At 72.7% G+C, this 16,285-nt stretch carries 15 protein-coding genes; 10 read left to right on the top strand and 5 right to left on the bottom strand.

Annotated elements, in window-relative coordinates:
* Positions 1-14 precede the first annotated feature (14 nt).
* Positions 15-1,235, top strand: coding sequence for an acetyl-CoA C-acetyltransferase (locus ACH4UK_RS20365; protein WP_398358107.1), 1,221 nt, complete (start codon positions 15-17; stop codon positions 1,233-1,235).
* 21 nt (positions 1,236-1,256) lie between these two features.
* Here the strand turns inward: ACH4UK_RS20365 and ACH4UK_RS20360 are convergent, their stop codons facing one another.
* On the bottom strand, positions 1,257-2,516 hold the full coding sequence (locus tag ACH4UK_RS20360) for an FAD-dependent monooxygenase (RefSeq protein ID WP_398358105.1): 1,260 nt from the start codon (positions 2,514-2,516) through the stop codon (positions 1,257-1,259).
* 181 nt (positions 2,517-2,697) lie between these two features.
* Positions 2,698-3,393 carry a chaplin family protein gene (locus ACH4UK_RS20355; RefSeq protein ID WP_398358103.1) on the bottom strand — a complete coding sequence of 232 codons (696 nt, stop codon included), beginning with the start codon at positions 3,391-3,393 and terminating at the stop codon, positions 2,698-2,700.
* Positions 3,394-3,944: 551 nt separating this feature from the next.
* Between ACH4UK_RS20355 and ACH4UK_RS20350 the strand changes: the two genes are divergently transcribed.
* The 6 genes from ACH4UK_RS20350 (at position 3,945) to ACH4UK_RS20325 (ending at position 6,964) form a co-directional block, all read left to right on the top strand.
* Positions 3,945-4,346 (top strand): rodlin, encoded by a 402-nt coding sequence (locus ACH4UK_RS20350; protein ID WP_030625336.1) that lies wholly within the window; start codon positions 3,945-3,947, stop codon positions 4,344-4,346.
* Between the two features lie 292 nt (positions 4,347-4,638).
* Positions 4,639-4,872, top strand: a complete 234-nt coding sequence (locus ACH4UK_RS20345; RefSeq protein WP_398358102.1) for a chaplin — start codon at positions 4,639-4,641, stop codon at positions 4,870-4,872.
* A 265-nt stretch (positions 4,873-5,137) separates the two neighbouring features.
* Positions 5,138-5,428, top strand: a complete 291-nt coding sequence (locus ACH4UK_RS20340) for a hypothetical protein (protein WP_398358100.1) — start codon at positions 5,138-5,140, stop codon at positions 5,426-5,428.
* Between the two features lie 188 nt (positions 5,429-5,616).
* Positions 5,617-6,027: a rodlin gene (locus ACH4UK_RS20335; RefSeq protein WP_030625334.1), complete on the top strand. Its 411-nt coding sequence runs from the start codon at positions 5,617-5,619 to the stop codon at positions 6,025-6,027.
* A 191-nt stretch (positions 6,028-6,218) separates the two neighbouring features.
* A complete protein-coding gene (locus ACH4UK_RS20330) occupies positions 6,219-6,437 on the top strand; it encodes a hypothetical protein (protein WP_398358098.1) in 219 nt (72 codons plus the stop codon).
* Between the two features lie 119 nt (positions 6,438-6,556).
* Positions 6,557-6,964, top strand: a complete 408-nt coding sequence (locus ACH4UK_RS20325; RefSeq protein WP_398358096.1) for a rodlin — start codon at positions 6,557-6,559, stop codon at positions 6,962-6,964.
* 137 nt (positions 6,965-7,101) lie between these two features.
* Here the strand turns inward: ACH4UK_RS20325 and ACH4UK_RS20320 are convergent, their stop codons facing one another.
* Positions 7,102-7,602, bottom strand: a complete 501-nt coding sequence (locus ACH4UK_RS20320) for a DUF5949 family protein (RefSeq protein ID WP_398358095.1) — start codon at positions 7,600-7,602, stop codon at positions 7,102-7,104.
* 372 nt (positions 7,603-7,974) lie between these two features.
* Between ACH4UK_RS20320 and rsgA the strand changes: the two genes are divergently transcribed.
* Both rsgA and ACH4UK_RS20310 read left to right on the top strand, forming a co-directional pair.
* Positions 7,975-9,126: a ribosome small subunit-dependent GTPase A gene (rsgA, locus tag ACH4UK_RS20315; protein WP_398358093.1), complete on the top strand. Its 1,152-nt coding sequence runs from the start codon at positions 7,975-7,977 to the stop codon at positions 9,124-9,126.
* Between the two features lie 92 nt (positions 9,127-9,218).
* A complete protein-coding gene (locus ACH4UK_RS20310; RefSeq protein ID WP_398358527.1) occupies positions 9,219-10,691 on the top strand; it encodes a DNA-3-methyladenine glycosylase 2 family protein in 1,473 nt (490 codons plus the stop codon).
* Here the strand turns inward: ACH4UK_RS20310 and ACH4UK_RS20305 are convergent.
* Together ACH4UK_RS20305 and ACH4UK_RS20300 are read right to left on the bottom strand one after the other, a co-directional pair.
* A complete protein-coding gene (locus ACH4UK_RS20305) occupies positions 10,616-11,098 on the bottom strand; it encodes a DUF456 domain-containing protein (protein ID WP_398358091.1) in 483 nt (160 codons plus the stop codon). The genes ACH4UK_RS20310 and ACH4UK_RS20305 overlap by 76 nt on opposite strands.
* Positions 11,099-11,167: 69 nt before the next feature.
* Positions 11,168-12,157 carry a helix-turn-helix domain-containing protein gene (locus tag ACH4UK_RS20300; protein WP_398358089.1) on the bottom strand — a complete coding sequence of 330 codons (990 nt, stop codon included), beginning with the start codon at positions 12,155-12,157 and terminating at the stop codon, positions 11,168-11,170.
* Between the two features lie 209 nt (positions 12,158-12,366).
* On the opposite strand from ACH4UK_RS20300, the gene ACH4UK_RS20295 reads away from it, so the two are divergent.
* Entirely contained in the window at positions 12,367-16,137 is a 3,771-nt protein-coding gene (locus tag ACH4UK_RS20295) for a S8 family peptidase (RefSeq protein ID WP_398358087.1), read from the top strand.
* Positions 16,138-16,285: the final 148 nt, after the last annotated feature.

Here is a 16,285-nt window from a genome sequence, read left to right as displayed (position 1 = left end):
GGAAAGGCCCCGTCGTGCCGCTCGACGTCGTCATCTGCGAACCCCTGCGCACCCCCATCGGCCGTTTCGGCGGGGCCTTCGCCCAGCAGACACCGGCCGCGCTGGCCGCACACGTCATCGCGGAGATCGTCGCCCGGACCGGCATCGACCCCGCCCGGGTCGACGAGGTGATCCTCGGCCACGCCTACCCGACCAGCGAAGCCCCCGCCATCGGCCGGGTCGCCGCCCTGGACGCCGGGCTGCCCACCACGGTCACCGGCTCCCAGATCGACCGCCGCTGCGGCTCCGGCCTCCAGGCGGTGCTGGACGCGGCGATGCAGATCCGGGCCGGGTTCAGCGACGTCGTGATCGCGGGCGGCGTGGACGTGATGAGCGCCGCCCCCTACTACACCCACGACGGACGCTGGGGCATCAAGGGCCCCGGCCTCCAGCTCCACGACGCACTCGCCCGGGGCCGCGTCACCGCCGGAGGCGTCAACCACCCGGTCCCCGGCGGCATGATCGAGACAGCGGAGAACCTGCGCCGGGAGCACGGGATCAGCCGCGCCGATCAGGACGCCCTGGCCCTGCGCTCCCAGCAGCGCGCCGCCCGCGCCGCCGCCGAGGGCCGCTACGACGCCGAGACCGTCCCCGTCACCGTGCGCACCCGCAAGGGCGAGAGCGTCATCACCGCCGACGAGCACCCCCGCCCCGACACCACCGCCGAACAACTCGCCGCCCTCCGCCCGGTGATGGCCAAGACCGACCCGGACGCCACCGTCACCCCGGGCAACGCCAGCGGCCAGAACGACGCGGCCGCCGCCTGCCTGGTCACCAGCGCCGAGACCGCCGAACGCCTCGGCCTCACCCCGCTTGTCCGCCTGGTCTCCTTCGCCCGCTCCGGAGTCCCCGCCGCGACGATGGGCATCGCCCCCGTCGCGGCCACCCGCACCGCCCTGGACCGGGCGGGCCTCTCCCTCGCCGACCTCGACCTGATCGAGCTGAACGAGGCGTTCGCCGCCCAGGTGCTCGCCTGCACCAGGGAGCTGGGCCTCGGCGAGAAGGACCACGACCAGCGGATCAACGTCAACGGCTCGGGCATCTCGCTGGGCCACCCGGTCGGCGCCACCGGAGCCCGCATCCTCGCCACCCTCACCCGCGAACTCCACCGCCGCGAGGCCCGGTACGGCCTGGAGACGATGTGCATCGGCGGCGGCCAGGGCCTCGCCGCGATCTTCGAACGCATCGCGGACTGACGGCACTCGGGGCGCCCCGCCTCACCGGACGACGGTCGCCCCCGTGCCCGGGTCCGTCCCCCTGCTCGCATCCGGATCCGTCGTGGCCGCGGCCGCGTCCTCGTAGAGATAGTGCCGCGTCCCGGCCAGCACCCCCCGGAACCAGGCGTCCACCTCGTCCTGCCCCATCGCCGGCCAGTGGGGAGTCTCCTCGACCAGGGCGCGTCCCATCCGGCGACTCAGCTCCACCAGGTGGGCGCCCGCCGCCGTGCGTTCGTCCGCGTACCGCTCCAGCGCGGCGGAGAGGTCCTGCCGCCCCCCTTCACGGAGCACCCGTTCCAGGCACAGGGCGTCCTGGAGTGCCTTGACCGCGCCGGTGGCGGTGTGCGGCCTGGTCACCCCGGCCGCGTCCCCGGCCAGCAGCAGCGGCGGGCGGGCGACCCGGGGAGCCCGCACATCGGCGACGGGGTGGCAGGCCGCCGCCCGGCGTCCGCCCCGCGCGACGATGTCCGCCCACGCCGCCGGAAAGTGCTCCTCCGCCAGGTCGTGCACATACGGTCCGGGGTCGACCCCCTCGGGCGGCCGGCCGTAAATGGCGTACGCGAGCAGCCGGTTGGTCTCACCGCTGCTCCCGTCGCCGTCCTGCGGGCCGCCCGGGATCAGGTAGAAGATGCCGTGCCCACCGGGGAAACCCAGGGTCACCCACGCGCTGCGCAGCAGCTGAAGCTCCCGGGGGAGCCCGGCCGGCGCGCCGAGCGGGATCGCGCCGCGCCAGACCAGATACGGGGCGGGCTCCGGCCGCAGCCCCGGGGCGACCAGCTGCCGGGTGGCCGACGCGTGCCCGTCGGCGCCCACGACCACGTCGTACGGTTCCTCGCCCCGCGCCGTGGTGATCACCGCCCCGCCCGATCCGCCCCGGCCGACCGAGAGCACCGGCTGCCCCCGGAGATAGCGCACGGCTCCGGCACTCGCGCGCAGCGACCGCCACAGGAGCCCCCAGTTGCACGGGGTCACGGGGGAGGACTGCCGGGCCAGCTCCCGCGCGGAGCGGCCGCCCGGCTCCCGGGTCAGCCAGACCCGCGTCCCCACCGGGGCCGTCGGCATCGTCGCGTCCAGATAGCCGGACCCGACCAGCTCCGCGTGCAGCGGCGGCGGGATCACGATGCCGAACCCCCGGTCCTGGAGCTCGGCGTCGCTCCGCTCGTACACGGTGACGTCCGCCCCGGCCCGCGAGCCCGCGACGGCCGCCGCGCACCCCGCGATGCTGCCGCCGATCACCCCGATGCGTAACGCTGCTGCCACGTCCCCGGTCCTTCCCGTCGTCCCGCCGGCTTTCCGGCGTTCCGCGCGGTGCGCGGTGCCCCGGCCATCGTTCCATCACCGCGCCCGGAGCCCCGGGGGAACGGGCCACCGGGCACACGGAAGGTCCGGCCGGACAGTCCCCGCTGTCCGGCCGGACCTCATTTCTCCCGAGGGAGGTCTGTCAGTCCCGTGCGTTGCGCGTGCGGCGCATCAGGACGGCGCCGCCGAGCAGCAGCGCGGCGCTCGCGCCGGCGGCCAGGCCCAGGTCGGCGGCACCGGTGTCGGCCAGGTGCGCGTCCGGGGTACCGGACCCGGGCGTGCCGGACCCGGGCGTGTCCGAGCCGGGGGTGTCGGTACCGGGAGTGTCGGTCGGCGGCTCGTCGACCGGCGGCTGGTCGACCGGGGGCTCGTCGACGGGCGGCTGGTCGACCGGGGGCTCGTCCACCGGCGGCTCGTCCACGGGGGGCTCATCGACCGGCGGCTCATCGACCGGCGGCTCGTCCACGGGCGGCTCATCGACCGGGGGCTCGTCCACCGGCGGCTCGTCGACGGGCGGCTCGTCCACCGGGGGCTCGTCCACGGGGGGCTCGTCGACCGGCGGGTGGTCCACCGGCGGGTGATGGTGCTTCGGGCCGTCGGCGTTCACGCACTTGTTGCCGAAGGCCGGGTTCAGCAGGGCGATCACGTTGACGGTGTTGCCGCACACGTTGACCGGGACGTGCACCGGCACCTGCACGGCGTTGCCCGAACCGACCCCCGGCGAACCCACGGCCGCCCCCTCGGCCGACGCGTCGGCGTGCGCGGTGCCGCCCACCGCGGCCAGGAGGCCCGATGCGGCCGCCATGACGATCATGCTTCTGTTCAGTACCTGTCGCATTACTTGCCCTTTCTTAGGACATTCGCGAGGACATCGCGTGGGTGCTTCGCGCGCGGAGAGCGGGCAGCCGTCGGGCGGAGCCGCTGCACAGCCGGATCCCACGGGAAGCCAGAGTGAAAGCTGTAAACACATGCGCGCTGGACGACTGCCATAACGACTCAGGGTTGTGCGGGAAACTTGGAATTGCGTAGAAAATGTGTAATCACCCGAACGGGTGGTGTCCGTCGATCCCGCACATCCCGGTTCGCCGAGCAAGAAAAACGATTCACCGCCAACCCAGCCGTACTCGCCTGGAGTTGACCGCGAGCAAACGCCCTCTCCGGGTAAGTCGCGCCGTCACGGCCGCCGGCCATCGTTCATCCGTTCGGACGAAAGGGGCGGAGGGGTGTGCGCATTTTCTTCACGAACAGGCACACGAACAGGCAGCCGTACGAACAGAGGAGGGGTCGCCCCCGTATCCGGCATTCGGGTGAATGGGCGGAACCAAACGCCGGTTGGTGAGTTGACCAGGGGGCTCCGCCGCGGGGCAATCAGTACGAGAAGGGTTAATCGTGATCAAGAAGGTTCTGGCTACGGGCGCTGTCGCCGCCTCCATCCTCGGTCTCGGCGCGACGCAGGCCATGGCGATCGGCAACGACGGAGGCACGACCTCGGTCAACGGCAACGGCGCCTCGCAGTCCTTCGGCAACGCCGAGACCCACGGCGACTGGAGCCCGCAGTTCGGCCTGGTCCAGGGCTCGCTCAACAAGCCCTGCGTCGGTCTGCCGCTGAAGGCCAACGCCGGCTCGCTCGTCGGCCTCGTGCCGATCTCGGTCCAGGACGTCAACGTCCTGTCCTCCCCGCAGAACCAGCAGTGCACCGAGAACTCCACCCAGGCCAAGGGTGACGAGGCTCTGTCGCACATCCTGGACGACATCCCGATCCTCTCGGGCAACGGCGCCAACAACGGCTGATACGGCTGATATACCCGGGCCCGAGCCCTCGGCGTTCCTCCACCGAGCGGCTCGGGCCCGCTGCTGTCCCGGGAATACCGGAAGCGGCCGGCCCGCGCAATTCCGTGCCCGTCCACGGGGCCGGACCATGCGGCATTCGGGCGGTTCTCCGGAAAAACGCTCCCGGGAGAGTTTCGATTCCGGACGTTCATCGTTACGAAAGACAGCGCCGGAGTCACGAGCGATCAGGACCCGGCTCGGGCGGCACGAACGTCGTGACCGCACCGGACTCCGCCGAGGAAAGGGACGAAAAGTGAAGTACACCAAGATTGCCGCCGTCGCCGCCGGAACGCTCATGGCGATGGGCGCCGCCGCGCCGGCCATGGCCGACTCGGGCGCCGAGGCCATTGCCGCGCACTCCCCGGGCGTGCTGTCGGGCAATGTCCTCCAGGCCCCGATCCACATTCCGGTCAACGTCTGCGGCAACACCGTCAACGTGATCGGTGCGCTGAACCCGGCCTTCGGCAACACCTGCATCAACAAGTGACCCCCTGACCGGCCGGGCCGAGCGCCCGTCACCGGTGGGCCCCGGACGGCTTATGCCGTCCGGGGCCCTTTTCGTCGACCGGCTCGCAGCCGACCTCGGGGACGGGCTCCGTGAACGGCGTCGGAGAAAACCGTCGCCCCGTAGTTTCCCGAATGCGGCCGGATCGTTATTCAGGGAGAAAGCGGCAGAAGTCACAGGTAAAGAAAGCTTGTGTGCGGCACGGGAACGTGACCGAAACAGATGCCGCGCAGAAGGGATCCCCCAAGTGAAGTACGCGAAGACCGCAGCGCTCGTTGCCGGTTCCGTGGCCGCCCTCGGAGCGGCGGCCCCCGCCTTCGCCGCTACTGACGCCATGGCCCCCAACTTCAGCCTCGACCGCGGCCTCAACCAGGTGATGGCCAGTGCCCCGCAGGTCGTGGACCCGCTGGTCGAGACCGTCGGCGACACCACCGAGACGGTCTCGAAGGACGGCACGGTCGGCAAGCTGGCGGGCGAGGCCACCGGTGTGGCCGGGGAAGCCGCCCCGCTGCTCGGCGGAGTGCCCATCGGCGGCTGACCGCCCGGGGACGGAAGTTCCACCGGCTCTTTCGCCGATCCCATTCCTCCGGTGCCCGTCCCCGTTCTCGTGGACGCCTGGCAGGAAAAGCATCGTTCGAGTGAATGGGCATAACCAGATCCCGCCGGGACGAGTTGATCAGATCGCTCCGGACAGGCGGGCACACGTTTCATCCAGAAGGGCTTTTCATGATTAAGAAGATTATGGCCTCGGCAGCCGTCGCTGCCTCGGTCGTCGGTGCCTCCGCTGCGGCCGCCCCCTCCGCCATGGCCATCGGCAACGACAGCGGCACCACGTCGATCAACGGCAACGGCGCCTCGCAGGCCTACGGCAACTCCGCCACCCACGGCGACTGGAGCCCGCAGTTCGCGCTCATCCAGGGCTCGCTGAACAAGCCCTGCATCGGCCTGCCCGCCAAGGCGAACCTCGGCTCGCTCGTCGGCGTCGTGCCGATCGCGGTCCAGGACATCAACGTCCTGTCCTCCCCGCAGAACCAGCAGTGCACCGAGAACTCCACCCAGGCCAAGGGTGACGAGGCTCTGTCGCACATCCTGGACAACATCCCGATCCTCTCGGGCAACGGCGTCGCCAACAACTGACGCCACGCGGCATGACCCCGGGGCCAGCCCTCCGTACGGCGACCGTTCTTCGCCGGACCGGACGGGCTGGCCCTTCGGCATGCACCGGCGCATCCCGCGCGAAGACGGGGGACGGCGGACGGGCGGCGGCGGTTGGGCCGGATGCCGCAGCACCTGCTGACGGTCCGTGCCCGCCCGGGTAGAGCATCTTCATGGATCCGTACGACAGTCAGCCCCCGCAGAGCAGAGAGCAGCAGCCCGCACCGAGCGGCACGCCGATCTACGACCGGCTCGTCGCCGAGTGGCGGGCGGCCGGTCACGACCCCCTGCCGGAAGCCCCCCGGCCATCGGAAGCCCCCCGGCAGCCGGCCGCTCCCCGCAGTGGCCTCGTCCCGGCGGCCCGCTCGTCGGACGAGGGCGCCGGGACGTGAACGACGGCGTCGACCTTGCGCCGGATCGAACCCATTTGAGTGGTACTGCGCAACCGATCGGGGTCCGCGTCGGTTGATCAGTACGTTCCACAACGGGACGTTCCGAAAGGTGAAGTCTGATGAAGAAGATGATGGCCGGCGCGGCAGTGGCTGTGTCCCTGCTCGGTCTGTCCGCAGCTGCGGCTCCCACGGCCATGGCGATCGGCAACGACGGTGGCACCACCACGGTCAACGGCAACGGCGCCGAGCAGGAATTCGGCAACGCCGAGACCAAGGGCGACTGGAGCCCGCAGAACCAGCTCGTGCAGGGCACGCTGAACAAGCTCTGCATCGGCCTGCCGGCCAAGGCCAACGTCGGTTCGCTCGTCGGCGTCGTGCCGATCGCGGTCCAGGACATCAACGTCCTGTCCAACCCGCAGAACCAGCAGTGCGCCGACAACTCCACCCAGGCCAAGGGCGACGAGCCGCTGTCGCACGTCCTGGACGACATCCCGGTCCTCTCGGGCAACGGCGTCGGCAACAACTGACGTACCGAGGACGGGCGGTCCGGAGATCACACTCCGGGCCGCCCGTCCTTGCTTGCGTGGGGCGCCCACGGGCGAGGCCCACCACTCCACGGGGGGTGGTGGGCCTCGCCCGTGGGCGCGGGGTGGCGGAGTGCCGCTCAGCCCAGGGTGCGGACCGGGAGCAGGCAGTGGGCGGCGGTGCGGACGACCTGCTCGTCGGCGGCGAAGGCCCGCAGCCGGTCCTCGCCGACCGGCTGCCCGGGAAGAGCCTCCGGCCACGGGCTGGTGGCGAACATCCCGTACACCTGACCCTGCGCCTGGGCGGCGGCCAGCCACTCCGCGGGGGCGGGGTACTGCGCCGTGAGGTGAGGCAGCGTCAGAACGGCCCGCCCCGCCTGGACGAGCAGCTTCGCCTGGATGCTCGGGGTCTCGGCCGCGTCCTGGATCGAGCCGCCGACATGGAGGCCCGCGCGCTCCAGAGCCGCGCGCATGGCCTCGCTGCCGACCTCCGGGCCGTCCCGCCCGTCGCCCAGCGAGTAGGCGAGGAGGAAGGCGGTGTCCTGGTCGGCGTCGGGCTGCCGGCCGCTCCAGCCGATCAGGATCTGGGTGCCCAACTGGGCCGGTGTGAACGTGCCGGTGGGGGCCTGGGGTGTGGTCATGCTCGGCACCCTAACGGCCCCGGACCGGGCCTTATGCATGCGTATCACCCGATCGAGGGAGATCTACGGGTAACTCCGGCGGATGCCCGGATCCGGATCGCTCCCGGCCCCTCTACCGGGGGCTTCCGGAAAACCTGTTGACGCTGCTCCCGGGGGGCGGGCTAGGGTGATCACCGTTCCGCACGCAGCCGTGCGGAGACGTACGGAAGCCAGCGGAACCAGGAGGTGAGGACATTGATGACTGTCGTTGCGATGGGCACTGCCCACAACCGGAAGAGCATCGTCCTCATCCCCGTGGCCACCGGCTGACCTACCTCTCTCTCACTTTCGCGCCGAGCGCGCGTGCCGGGGCCACCCTGTGAAGGGTTTCCCTTGTCCTCCTCGCTTCTCTCCGCTCCTTCTTCCTCGCACCCGCTGACTCCGTACGGCTGGGACGAGAACTGGGCGGCTGCTTTCTCCTCGTACGCCCAGCAGGGGCTCGTGCCGGGACGGGTCGTGCGGGTCGATCGCGGTCTGTGCGACGTGATCACCGCCGACGGCCCCGTGCGCGCCGACACCGCGTTCGTGGTGCCCCGTGACCCGATGCGGATCGTCTGCACCGGCGACTGGGTCGCCCTCGACGCGGACGGAGACCCGCGCTTTGTCCGCGCGCTGCTGCCGCGCCGCACCGCCTTCGTCCGCTCCACCTCCTCGCAGCGGTCCGAGGGGCAGGTGCTCGCCACCAACATCGACCACATCGCGATCTGCGTCTCGCTCGCCGTCGAGCTGGACCTCGGCCGCCTGGAGCGCTTCCTCGCGCTCGCCCTGTCCAGCTCCGGCGGCGCCGCGCTGCTCGGCGACGGACACGACACGGGCCACCGCCCTGAGCCGATCGTGCTGCTGACCAAGGTCGACCTCGTACCCGACGCGGTCACCGTGTCCCACCTGGTCCAGGACATCGAGGCGATCGCCCCCGGCGTCCAGGTGCTGCCCGTCAGCTCCACCACGGGCGAGGGGCTCGACATCCTCGGGGCCGTCGTCTCCGGCGGTACGAGCGTGCTGCTCGGCATCTCCGGAGCGGGCAAGTCCACCCTGGCCAACACCCTGCTCGGGATGGACGTGATGGAGGTGCAGGCCGCCCGCGACGTCGACGGCAAGGGCCGGCACACCACCACGACCCGCAACCTCCTGCTCCTGCCGCAGGGAGGCGTCCTCATCGACACCCCCGGCCTGCGCGGGGTCGGCCTCTTCGACGCCGCGACCGGGGTCGGCGAGGTGTTCGCCGAGATCGAGGAGCTGGCCGCGGGGTGCCGGTTCCACGACTGCGCCCACGAGGCCGAACCGGGCTGCGCGGTCCTCGGCGCGCTGGCGGACGGCAGCCTGCCCGAGCGGCGGCTCGACAGCTACCGCAAGCTGATCCGGGAGAACCAGCGGATCGTCGCCAAGACCGATGCCCGGGTGCGTGCCGAGATCCTGCGGGACTGGAAGCGCAAGGGCGCGGAGGGGCGCGCGGCCGTGCAGGCCAAGCGCGGCCGGGTGCGGTAGCCGGGGCCCGGCCCGGCCGGCCGGTCCCTCCTGGTTCGACGTCCGAATTCCGCGAGTGCGGCGGCCCCGGCTGCCGCACACTGGACGGTGTGATGGACGAACGGACCAGGTACGAGGCGGTGAGCAGCCGCGACGCACGGTTCGACGGAGCGTTCTTCTTCGCCGTCGTGACCACCGGCATCTACTGCCGGCCGAGCTGCCCCGCCGTCACACCCAAGCGCGCCAACGTCTGCTTCTACCCCACAGCCGCGGCGGCCCAGGCAGGCGGGTTCCGGGCCTGCCGCCGCTGCCGGCCGGACGCCGTGCCCGGCTCGGCCGAGTGGAACGTCCGCGCGGACGTCGTCGGCCGGGCCATGCGTCTGATCGGCGACGGCGTCGTGGACCGCGAAGGCGTCCCCGGACTCGCCGGGCGGCTCGGCTACAGCGCCCGGCAGGTCCAGCGCCAGCTCAATGCCGAGCTGGGCGCGGGACCCGTCGCGCTCGCGCGGGCCCAGCGCTCCCACACCGCCCGGGTGCTCCTCCAGACCACCGGGCTGCCGGTCACCGAGATCGCCTTCGCCGCCGGGTTCGCCAGCGTCCGGCAGTTCAACGACACCATCCGGCAGATCTACGCCCGGACCCCCAGCGCCCTGCGGGCCGAGGCCGGCACCGGGCTCGGCGGCGGACGCCGCGCCGGGATGCGGGCCGGGATCCCGCTGCGGCTCGCCCACCGGGGTCCGTACGCCGCCACCGCCCTGTTCGACCTGCTGGCCGCCGAGGCGGTCGCGCGCGTGGAGGAGACGGTGGGCCCGCCCGGCCGCCGCGCCTACCGGCGCACCCTCCGGCTGCCGTACGGGACCGGGCTCGTCGCGGTCGACGAGGCGTCGCCCGGCGGCCCCTGGCTGGAGGCCCGGATCCAGCTCACCGACCTCCGCGACCTGACCACCGCCGTCCAGCGGGTCCGCCGCCTGTTCGACCTGGACGCCGATCCGCACGCCGTGGACGAGGCGCTGGCCGCCGACCCCCGGCTCGCCCCGCTGGTCGCCGCCCGTCCCGGGCTGCGCTCGCCGGGCGCGGCCGACCCGGAGGAGGCCGCGGTGCGGACCCTGGTGGGGCGCGCGGAGGCCGGGGAACTGGTCGAGCGGTACGGGAAGGTGCTGGACGTGCCGTGCGGCGGGCTCACCCATGTGTTCCCGGAGCCGGACGTGCTCGCCGGCGCCGCGCGGGACCCGGCGCTGCGGGCCCTGGCCGCCGCGCTCGCCGACGGCCGGCTGCGGCTGGACGCCGGGGCCGACCGGGACGAGGCGGAACGGACGCTGCTGACGCTGCCCGGGATCGGCCGGCGCACCGCCGCGCTGATCCGGATGCGGGCGCTCGGCGACCCCGACGTGGACCCGTACGGAACGCCGGGCGCGGAGCGGTGGCGGCCGTGGCGCTCCTACGCCGCGCGCCATCGGGAAGCGGGGGAAGCGGCGGTGCCGGACCGGCCCCGGCCGCGGGGGCGCTCCGGTCAGGCCCAGAGCACCGCGCCCAGCCAGGCGCCCGCCACCAGCAGGCAGCAGAAGAGCTCCACCAGCACCGCGTAGCCCGTCGCCCGCATCACCGAGCGCACCGACGCCCAGCCCGCGCCGCGACTGCCCAGCCGCAGCCGCTCCGCGCCGAAGATGGCCCCCACGTACCCGAGGATCCCGCCCACCACCGGCACGACGAAGAAGCCCGCGATCCCCGCGATCCCGCCGATCATCAGGGTTCGGCGGGGCGCCCCCGACTCACCCGGGCGGCGCGGCGGCAGCAGCGGTTTGAGGGCCTGGTTCAGCAGCATCAGCGCCGTCGCGCCGATCAGGACGCCCCAGGCGGCCGGCGTCATGTCCGTCAGCGCCCACCACAGCACCGCCGCCCAGACGATCGCCTGACCGGGCACGCCCGGCACCAGCACCCCGACCAGACCCAGCAGCAGGACCAGGCCCACGGCGACGAGCTGCCACACACTCATCTGACCAGCCTGCCGGAGAGTGCCCCGCTCCGCCCGTCAGCGCCCCCGGCCACCTGCGCCGATGCCGCATCAGCCCGACTCGGTGCGGGCCACCCAGCCACGCTCGTACGCATGCCAGCCCAGCTGGAGCCGCGTCGAGACCCCGGTCAGCTCCATCAGCCCCTTGACCCGGCGCTGCACGGTCCGCAGCCCCAGATCCAGTTGCTTGGCCACACTGGCGTCCGTCAGCCCCGCCAGCAGCAGCGACAGGATCTCCAGGTCCGTCGGGTCCGGCCCGACCCCGTTCTCGCGCACCCCGCCGCCTTCGCCCAGCCGCAGCGGCATCGCCTCCCGCCACACCGCCTCGAAGAGGCCCATCAGCGACTCCAGCAGCCCGCTGGCGTGCACGACCAGGGCGGCGGGCTCCTCGCCGCGACCGGTCAGCGGGACCATCGCGAGGCTCCCGTCGGCGACCACCAGCTTCGTCGGCACCCGGTCCACCACCCGGCACTGCTCGTCCCGGCTCAGCGCCGCCGACAGCTCCAGGATCCCGAACGGCGTCGACAGCACCTCGCGCTCGACCACCACCCGGTAGCTCACCCCGCGCGAGGTGGCCCGCTCCTCGGACTCGTTCTCCATTCCGGTCACCGCGATCGGCTTGCCCGTCACGAGGGCGCAGACCTCGGACACCGCTCCCAGCTGCAACTGGTGGAAGCGCTGGGCGACGGCGCCCGCCCCCGTCACGACCTCCACCAGATCGTGCACTGCCGGCTCGCTCGCCTCGGCCCGGTACTCCTCGGCGAGCAGCGCGGACGCCAGCTCCGCCTGCTCCAGCTCGTGCCGCTGCTGGATCAGCAGCGCGCCCAGCGCCACCCCGGGCGGCGCCGCCACCCAGCGGCCCGGACGGGCCGAGGACTGGGCGGCCAGGCCCTGTTGCTCCAGCCGTCGCAGCACGCGTTCGGCGTCCGCCTCGGAAAGCGCCAGCCGGTGCGCGAGATCGGTGAGCTCCGCGGCTCCCGCCGCGACGAGCGCGCGGTACGCGGTTTCCTGTCTCTCGTCGAGACCTATCGCCCCCAGCATTCTCCGACCTCCCCGGGTGTGGTGATCGCGCATCACGGCGCCCTGCGGCGGGGTCCCCCGTGGCGGGTAAAGGCCACGGCGTAAACCCGCCGCCCACATCATCCCCTGTACCCCTCGCCCCTCTGCCACTGTGGCGCCACCGCAGCACCAACAACCTCCGGAATGCGGCTCATTGAGCTGCTTTGTTCTGGATTGACCTGGGGAGAGCGATGCGCCCGATATCGCGTACGGCACTCGGAGCGGCGACCGCCGCCGTGCTCGCCGTCACCGTGATCGCGCCGTCGGTGGCCGCACCACCGGACGGGCGAGACGCGAACAGACCGATCACCGGAAGCGCGGCCGCCGCCGCCACGGACCCGAAGCCCGTCACGCTGACGCTCGTCACCGGCGACACGGTGCTGGTCACCACGGACGCCTCGGGCACGTCCGCCGCCACCGCCCTGCCCCGCGCGGACGGCACGGTCCCCCTCGTCCAGACCCGGCGATCCGGCCCGGACCTGTACGTCTACCCCGAGTCCGCCGTCCCCGCGCTCGCCGCGGGCACCGTGGACGAGGAGCTGTTCAACGTCACCGGGCTCATCCGGCAGGGCTACGACGACAGCCGCACCGACTCCGTCCCGCTGATCGCCACCTACACCGGCGACACCGCCCGCCGCGCTCCGGTCACCCCGCGCGGGTCCGAGCGCGGAGCGGCGCTCGACGTCATCGACGGACTCGCGCTGAAGGCCGACAAGAAGCGGGCCGCCGACTTCTGGGCCGATCTCACCGCACCCCGCTCCCGGTCGGGCTCCGGCCTCGAGAAGCTCTGGCTCGACCGAAAGGTTCAGGCCAGTCTCGACAAGTCGACACACCAGGTCGGCGCGGACCTCGCCTGGGCCGCCGGCTACGACGGGACCGGTACCAAGGTCGCCGTCCTGGACACCGGTGCCGACGCCGGACACCCCGACCTCCAGGGCCGGATCACCGCCTCGGAGAACTTCACCGACTCCGACACCACCGACGACCGCCAGGGCCACGGCACCCATGTCGCGTCCACCGTCGGCGGCTCCGGCGCGGCGAGCGACGGGAAGAACAAGGGCGTCGCCCCCGGCGCGGACCTGATGGTCGGCAAGGTCCTCAACGACAGCGGATCCGGTGCGGCCTCCTGGATCATCGCGGGCATGCAGTGGGCCGTCGACAGCAAGGCCGACGTCGTCTCCATGAGCCTCGGCAGCGCGGAGCCCACCGACTGCACCGACCCGATGAGCCTGGCCGCCGAGGAACTCGGCAAGAACAAGGACACCCTGTTCGTCATCGCCGCCGGAAACCTCGGCCCGTCCCTGAACACGGTCTCCTCGCCCGGCTGCACACCCGGCGTGCTCACCGTCGGCGCGGTCGACCGCGACGACTCCACCGCGAACTTCTCCAGCCGCGGCCCCGCGATCGTCTCGCACACCCTCAAGCCCGAGATCGCCGCGCCCGGCGTCGCCATCTCCGCCGCCTCCGCGGGCGGCCGGGGCGGCCAGGCGTACCGGTCCATGTCCGGTACGTCGATGGCGACCCCGCATGTCGCGGGCGCGGCGGCCGTGGTCAAGCAGCGGCACCCCGAGTGGACCGCCCAGCAGGTCAAGGCGGCCCTGGTCTCCTCGGCGCGGAGCGCCGTCCCCGGCGACGTACGCGAGACCGGAGGCGGCCGGCTCGACGTCGACCGCGCGATCCGTACGCCCGTACTCGGCGCACCGGCCGTGCAGGGCGGCGCGTTCAACTGGCCGCAGGACAAGAGCGACCGCACCAGCGTCGCCGTGCCGTACACCAACACGAGCGGAAAGCCGGTCACGCTCTCGCTGAAGGTCGCGGGCGTCACCGGCAACGACGGCTCGACCGTCGGCTCCAGGATCGCCTCGCTCGGCGAGAAGTCCGTCACCGTGCCCGCCGGAGCGACCGTCGAGGTCCCTCTCGACCTCGACCCGGACGCGCGCCTGACCGCCGCCCAGTACGGTGACGTCACGGGCCGCGTCCTCGCCACGGCCTCCGGGGGAGTGCGGGTCTCCACCCCGTTCTCGCTGTACGTGGAGCCGGAGACGGTCACCCTGCGCGTCAAGCTCGTCGACCGCACCGGCAAGCCCGCCGACGGCGTCTCCTCCCTCGACCTGATCGGGACCGACACCGCGTCCGGCGAACGCCGCTTCAACGAGGGCGCCACCGACCAGACCTACCGGGTCCGCCCCGGCGCGTACTTCGTCTCCAGCTTCGTCGCCTCGCCCGACCCCACCGACCCGACCGGTCGACTCGTCGGATCCGTCGGCTATCTGGCGCGTCCTCAGCTGAACGTCACCCGGGACACCACCCTCGTCCTCGACGCCCGCAAGGCCCACCGCCTGAAGATGCGGACCGAGGACAGGGTCGCCGAGACACGCGGCGCGACCCTCGCGTTCGGGCGCTCCTGGGACGACACCTGGCTGCACTCCGGGTCCCTCTCCGGCACCGAACTGGTCAAGGACTACCTGGTCGACGTCCAGGGCAAGGCGCGTGACGGGGACTTCGAGTTCGCCTCCCTCTGGCGCGCCTACGCCCCGCAGATCCAGAAGTTCTCCCTGGCCGGCGGAGCGGCCCTGCACCCCCGGCCCGCCGGCCAGGGCTCGGTCAACCTCGACGGCGTCGGCCGCGCCGAGGCCGTCGACGCCGGTGCGGGCAGCGCCGCCGAGCTGGAGGCGGCCGGAGCGAAGGGCCGGATCGCCCTGGTGAAGGTCGCCGACGACGCCCCGGGCGTCCTGGCCCAGGCGCGGGCCGCCGAGGCCGCCGGGGCGAAGGCGCTCCTGGTGCACCGACCGTCGGCCGGTGACTGGCAGCCGTCCATCGGCTACGGGGCGCCGCCCCTTCCGGTCCTCGGCCTGCGCGCCGACGAGGCCGCCGTGCTGAAGTCGGCCCTCGGCGAAGGGACGTCGGAGGTCTCCTGGACCGCCACGGCCGTCAGCCCGTTCGTCTACAACCTGTCGTTCCCGGAGAAGGGGCAGATCACCTCGGACCGTACCTACAAGGTCCGGGACAGGAAGCTCGGTTCGGTGGTCTCCACGCACGAATCCATGGGCGTGGCCACCGACTTCGTCGACACGCTCCTCGTCTCCCGCCCCTACGGCGCGACCTTCGGCGCGTCCTCGCTCGCCGTGGTCGCCGCCCCCGGGAAGCGCACCGAGTACTACACGGCGGGGGACACCGTCTGGCAGAAGATGCTCTCCTCCAGCTTCCCCTGGGGCGAGCTGATGACGGGCGACGCCCGTACGTACCGGGCCGGCCGGACCACGACGGAGGAGTGGTACCGGGGCCTGCTGGTCCCGGGCGCCCCGCGTGACGCCCGGGGTGCGGAGCTGCTCGCCGGTGAGCGCCAGGACAACGTGATCGGCGCTGCCCCGGCGTTCCTGACCGACTCCGAACACGTCGGCCAGCAGGGCTCGTTCGGCGACATCGGCGGCATGCGGCTCGAGCGCGAGGGGGAACTCGTCGGCAGCAGCGGATATCCGTTCGGCGCCTTCACCGTGCCGGCCGAGGACGCCGCGTACGAACTCACCCTGATGACCACGAAGATCGGCTCGCCCGCGGCGGTCTGGAAGCGGTCCACGCGGACGGAGACCACGTGGAGGTTCCGTTCCGAGCGGAAGCCGGACGTGGCCTCGCAGGGGATCCCGCTGCTCTTCCCGCGCTACGACGTGCCGTCGGACGGGATGAAGACCGTGCCCGCGAAGAACGGCCAGAGGATCGGGCTCGGCGCGACCGGGCACGCCGGCTACACCCCCGGCGAACTGACCGGTGCGAAGGTCTCGTTCAGCCACGACGGCGGCGAGACCTGGCACCCGGCCACCACCGCGCGGCAGGGCGGCCGCTGGACCGCGACCGTCGACCACGCGGACGCGGTCGGCAAGTCCGTCACCCTGCGGACCGAACTGAGCGACGCGAACGGCAACTCCGTCGTCCAGACCGTCGACGACGCGTACGCCGTGCGGTGAAGCGGCAGGGCCGATGAGCCGCTGAACCGGTGATCGGCCGATCGTACGAACGGCTGAGCGCCGATCGGACGATCACTCCGACCGGTCTGCCGGGCGTCCCTTCCCGTGGGGGGTGGGGCCGCCCGGCAGACCTTGTTCACGGGCCACT

This window comes from Streptomyces sp. NPDC020884, assembly GCF_044333935.1.
In the GTDB taxonomy this organism is placed as follows: Bacteria; Actinomycetota; Actinomycetes; order Streptomycetales; family Streptomycetaceae; genus Streptomyces.
The sequence above is the reverse complement of the archived record's forward strand: the minus strand, read 5'-3'. Positions and strand labels throughout refer to the sequence as shown.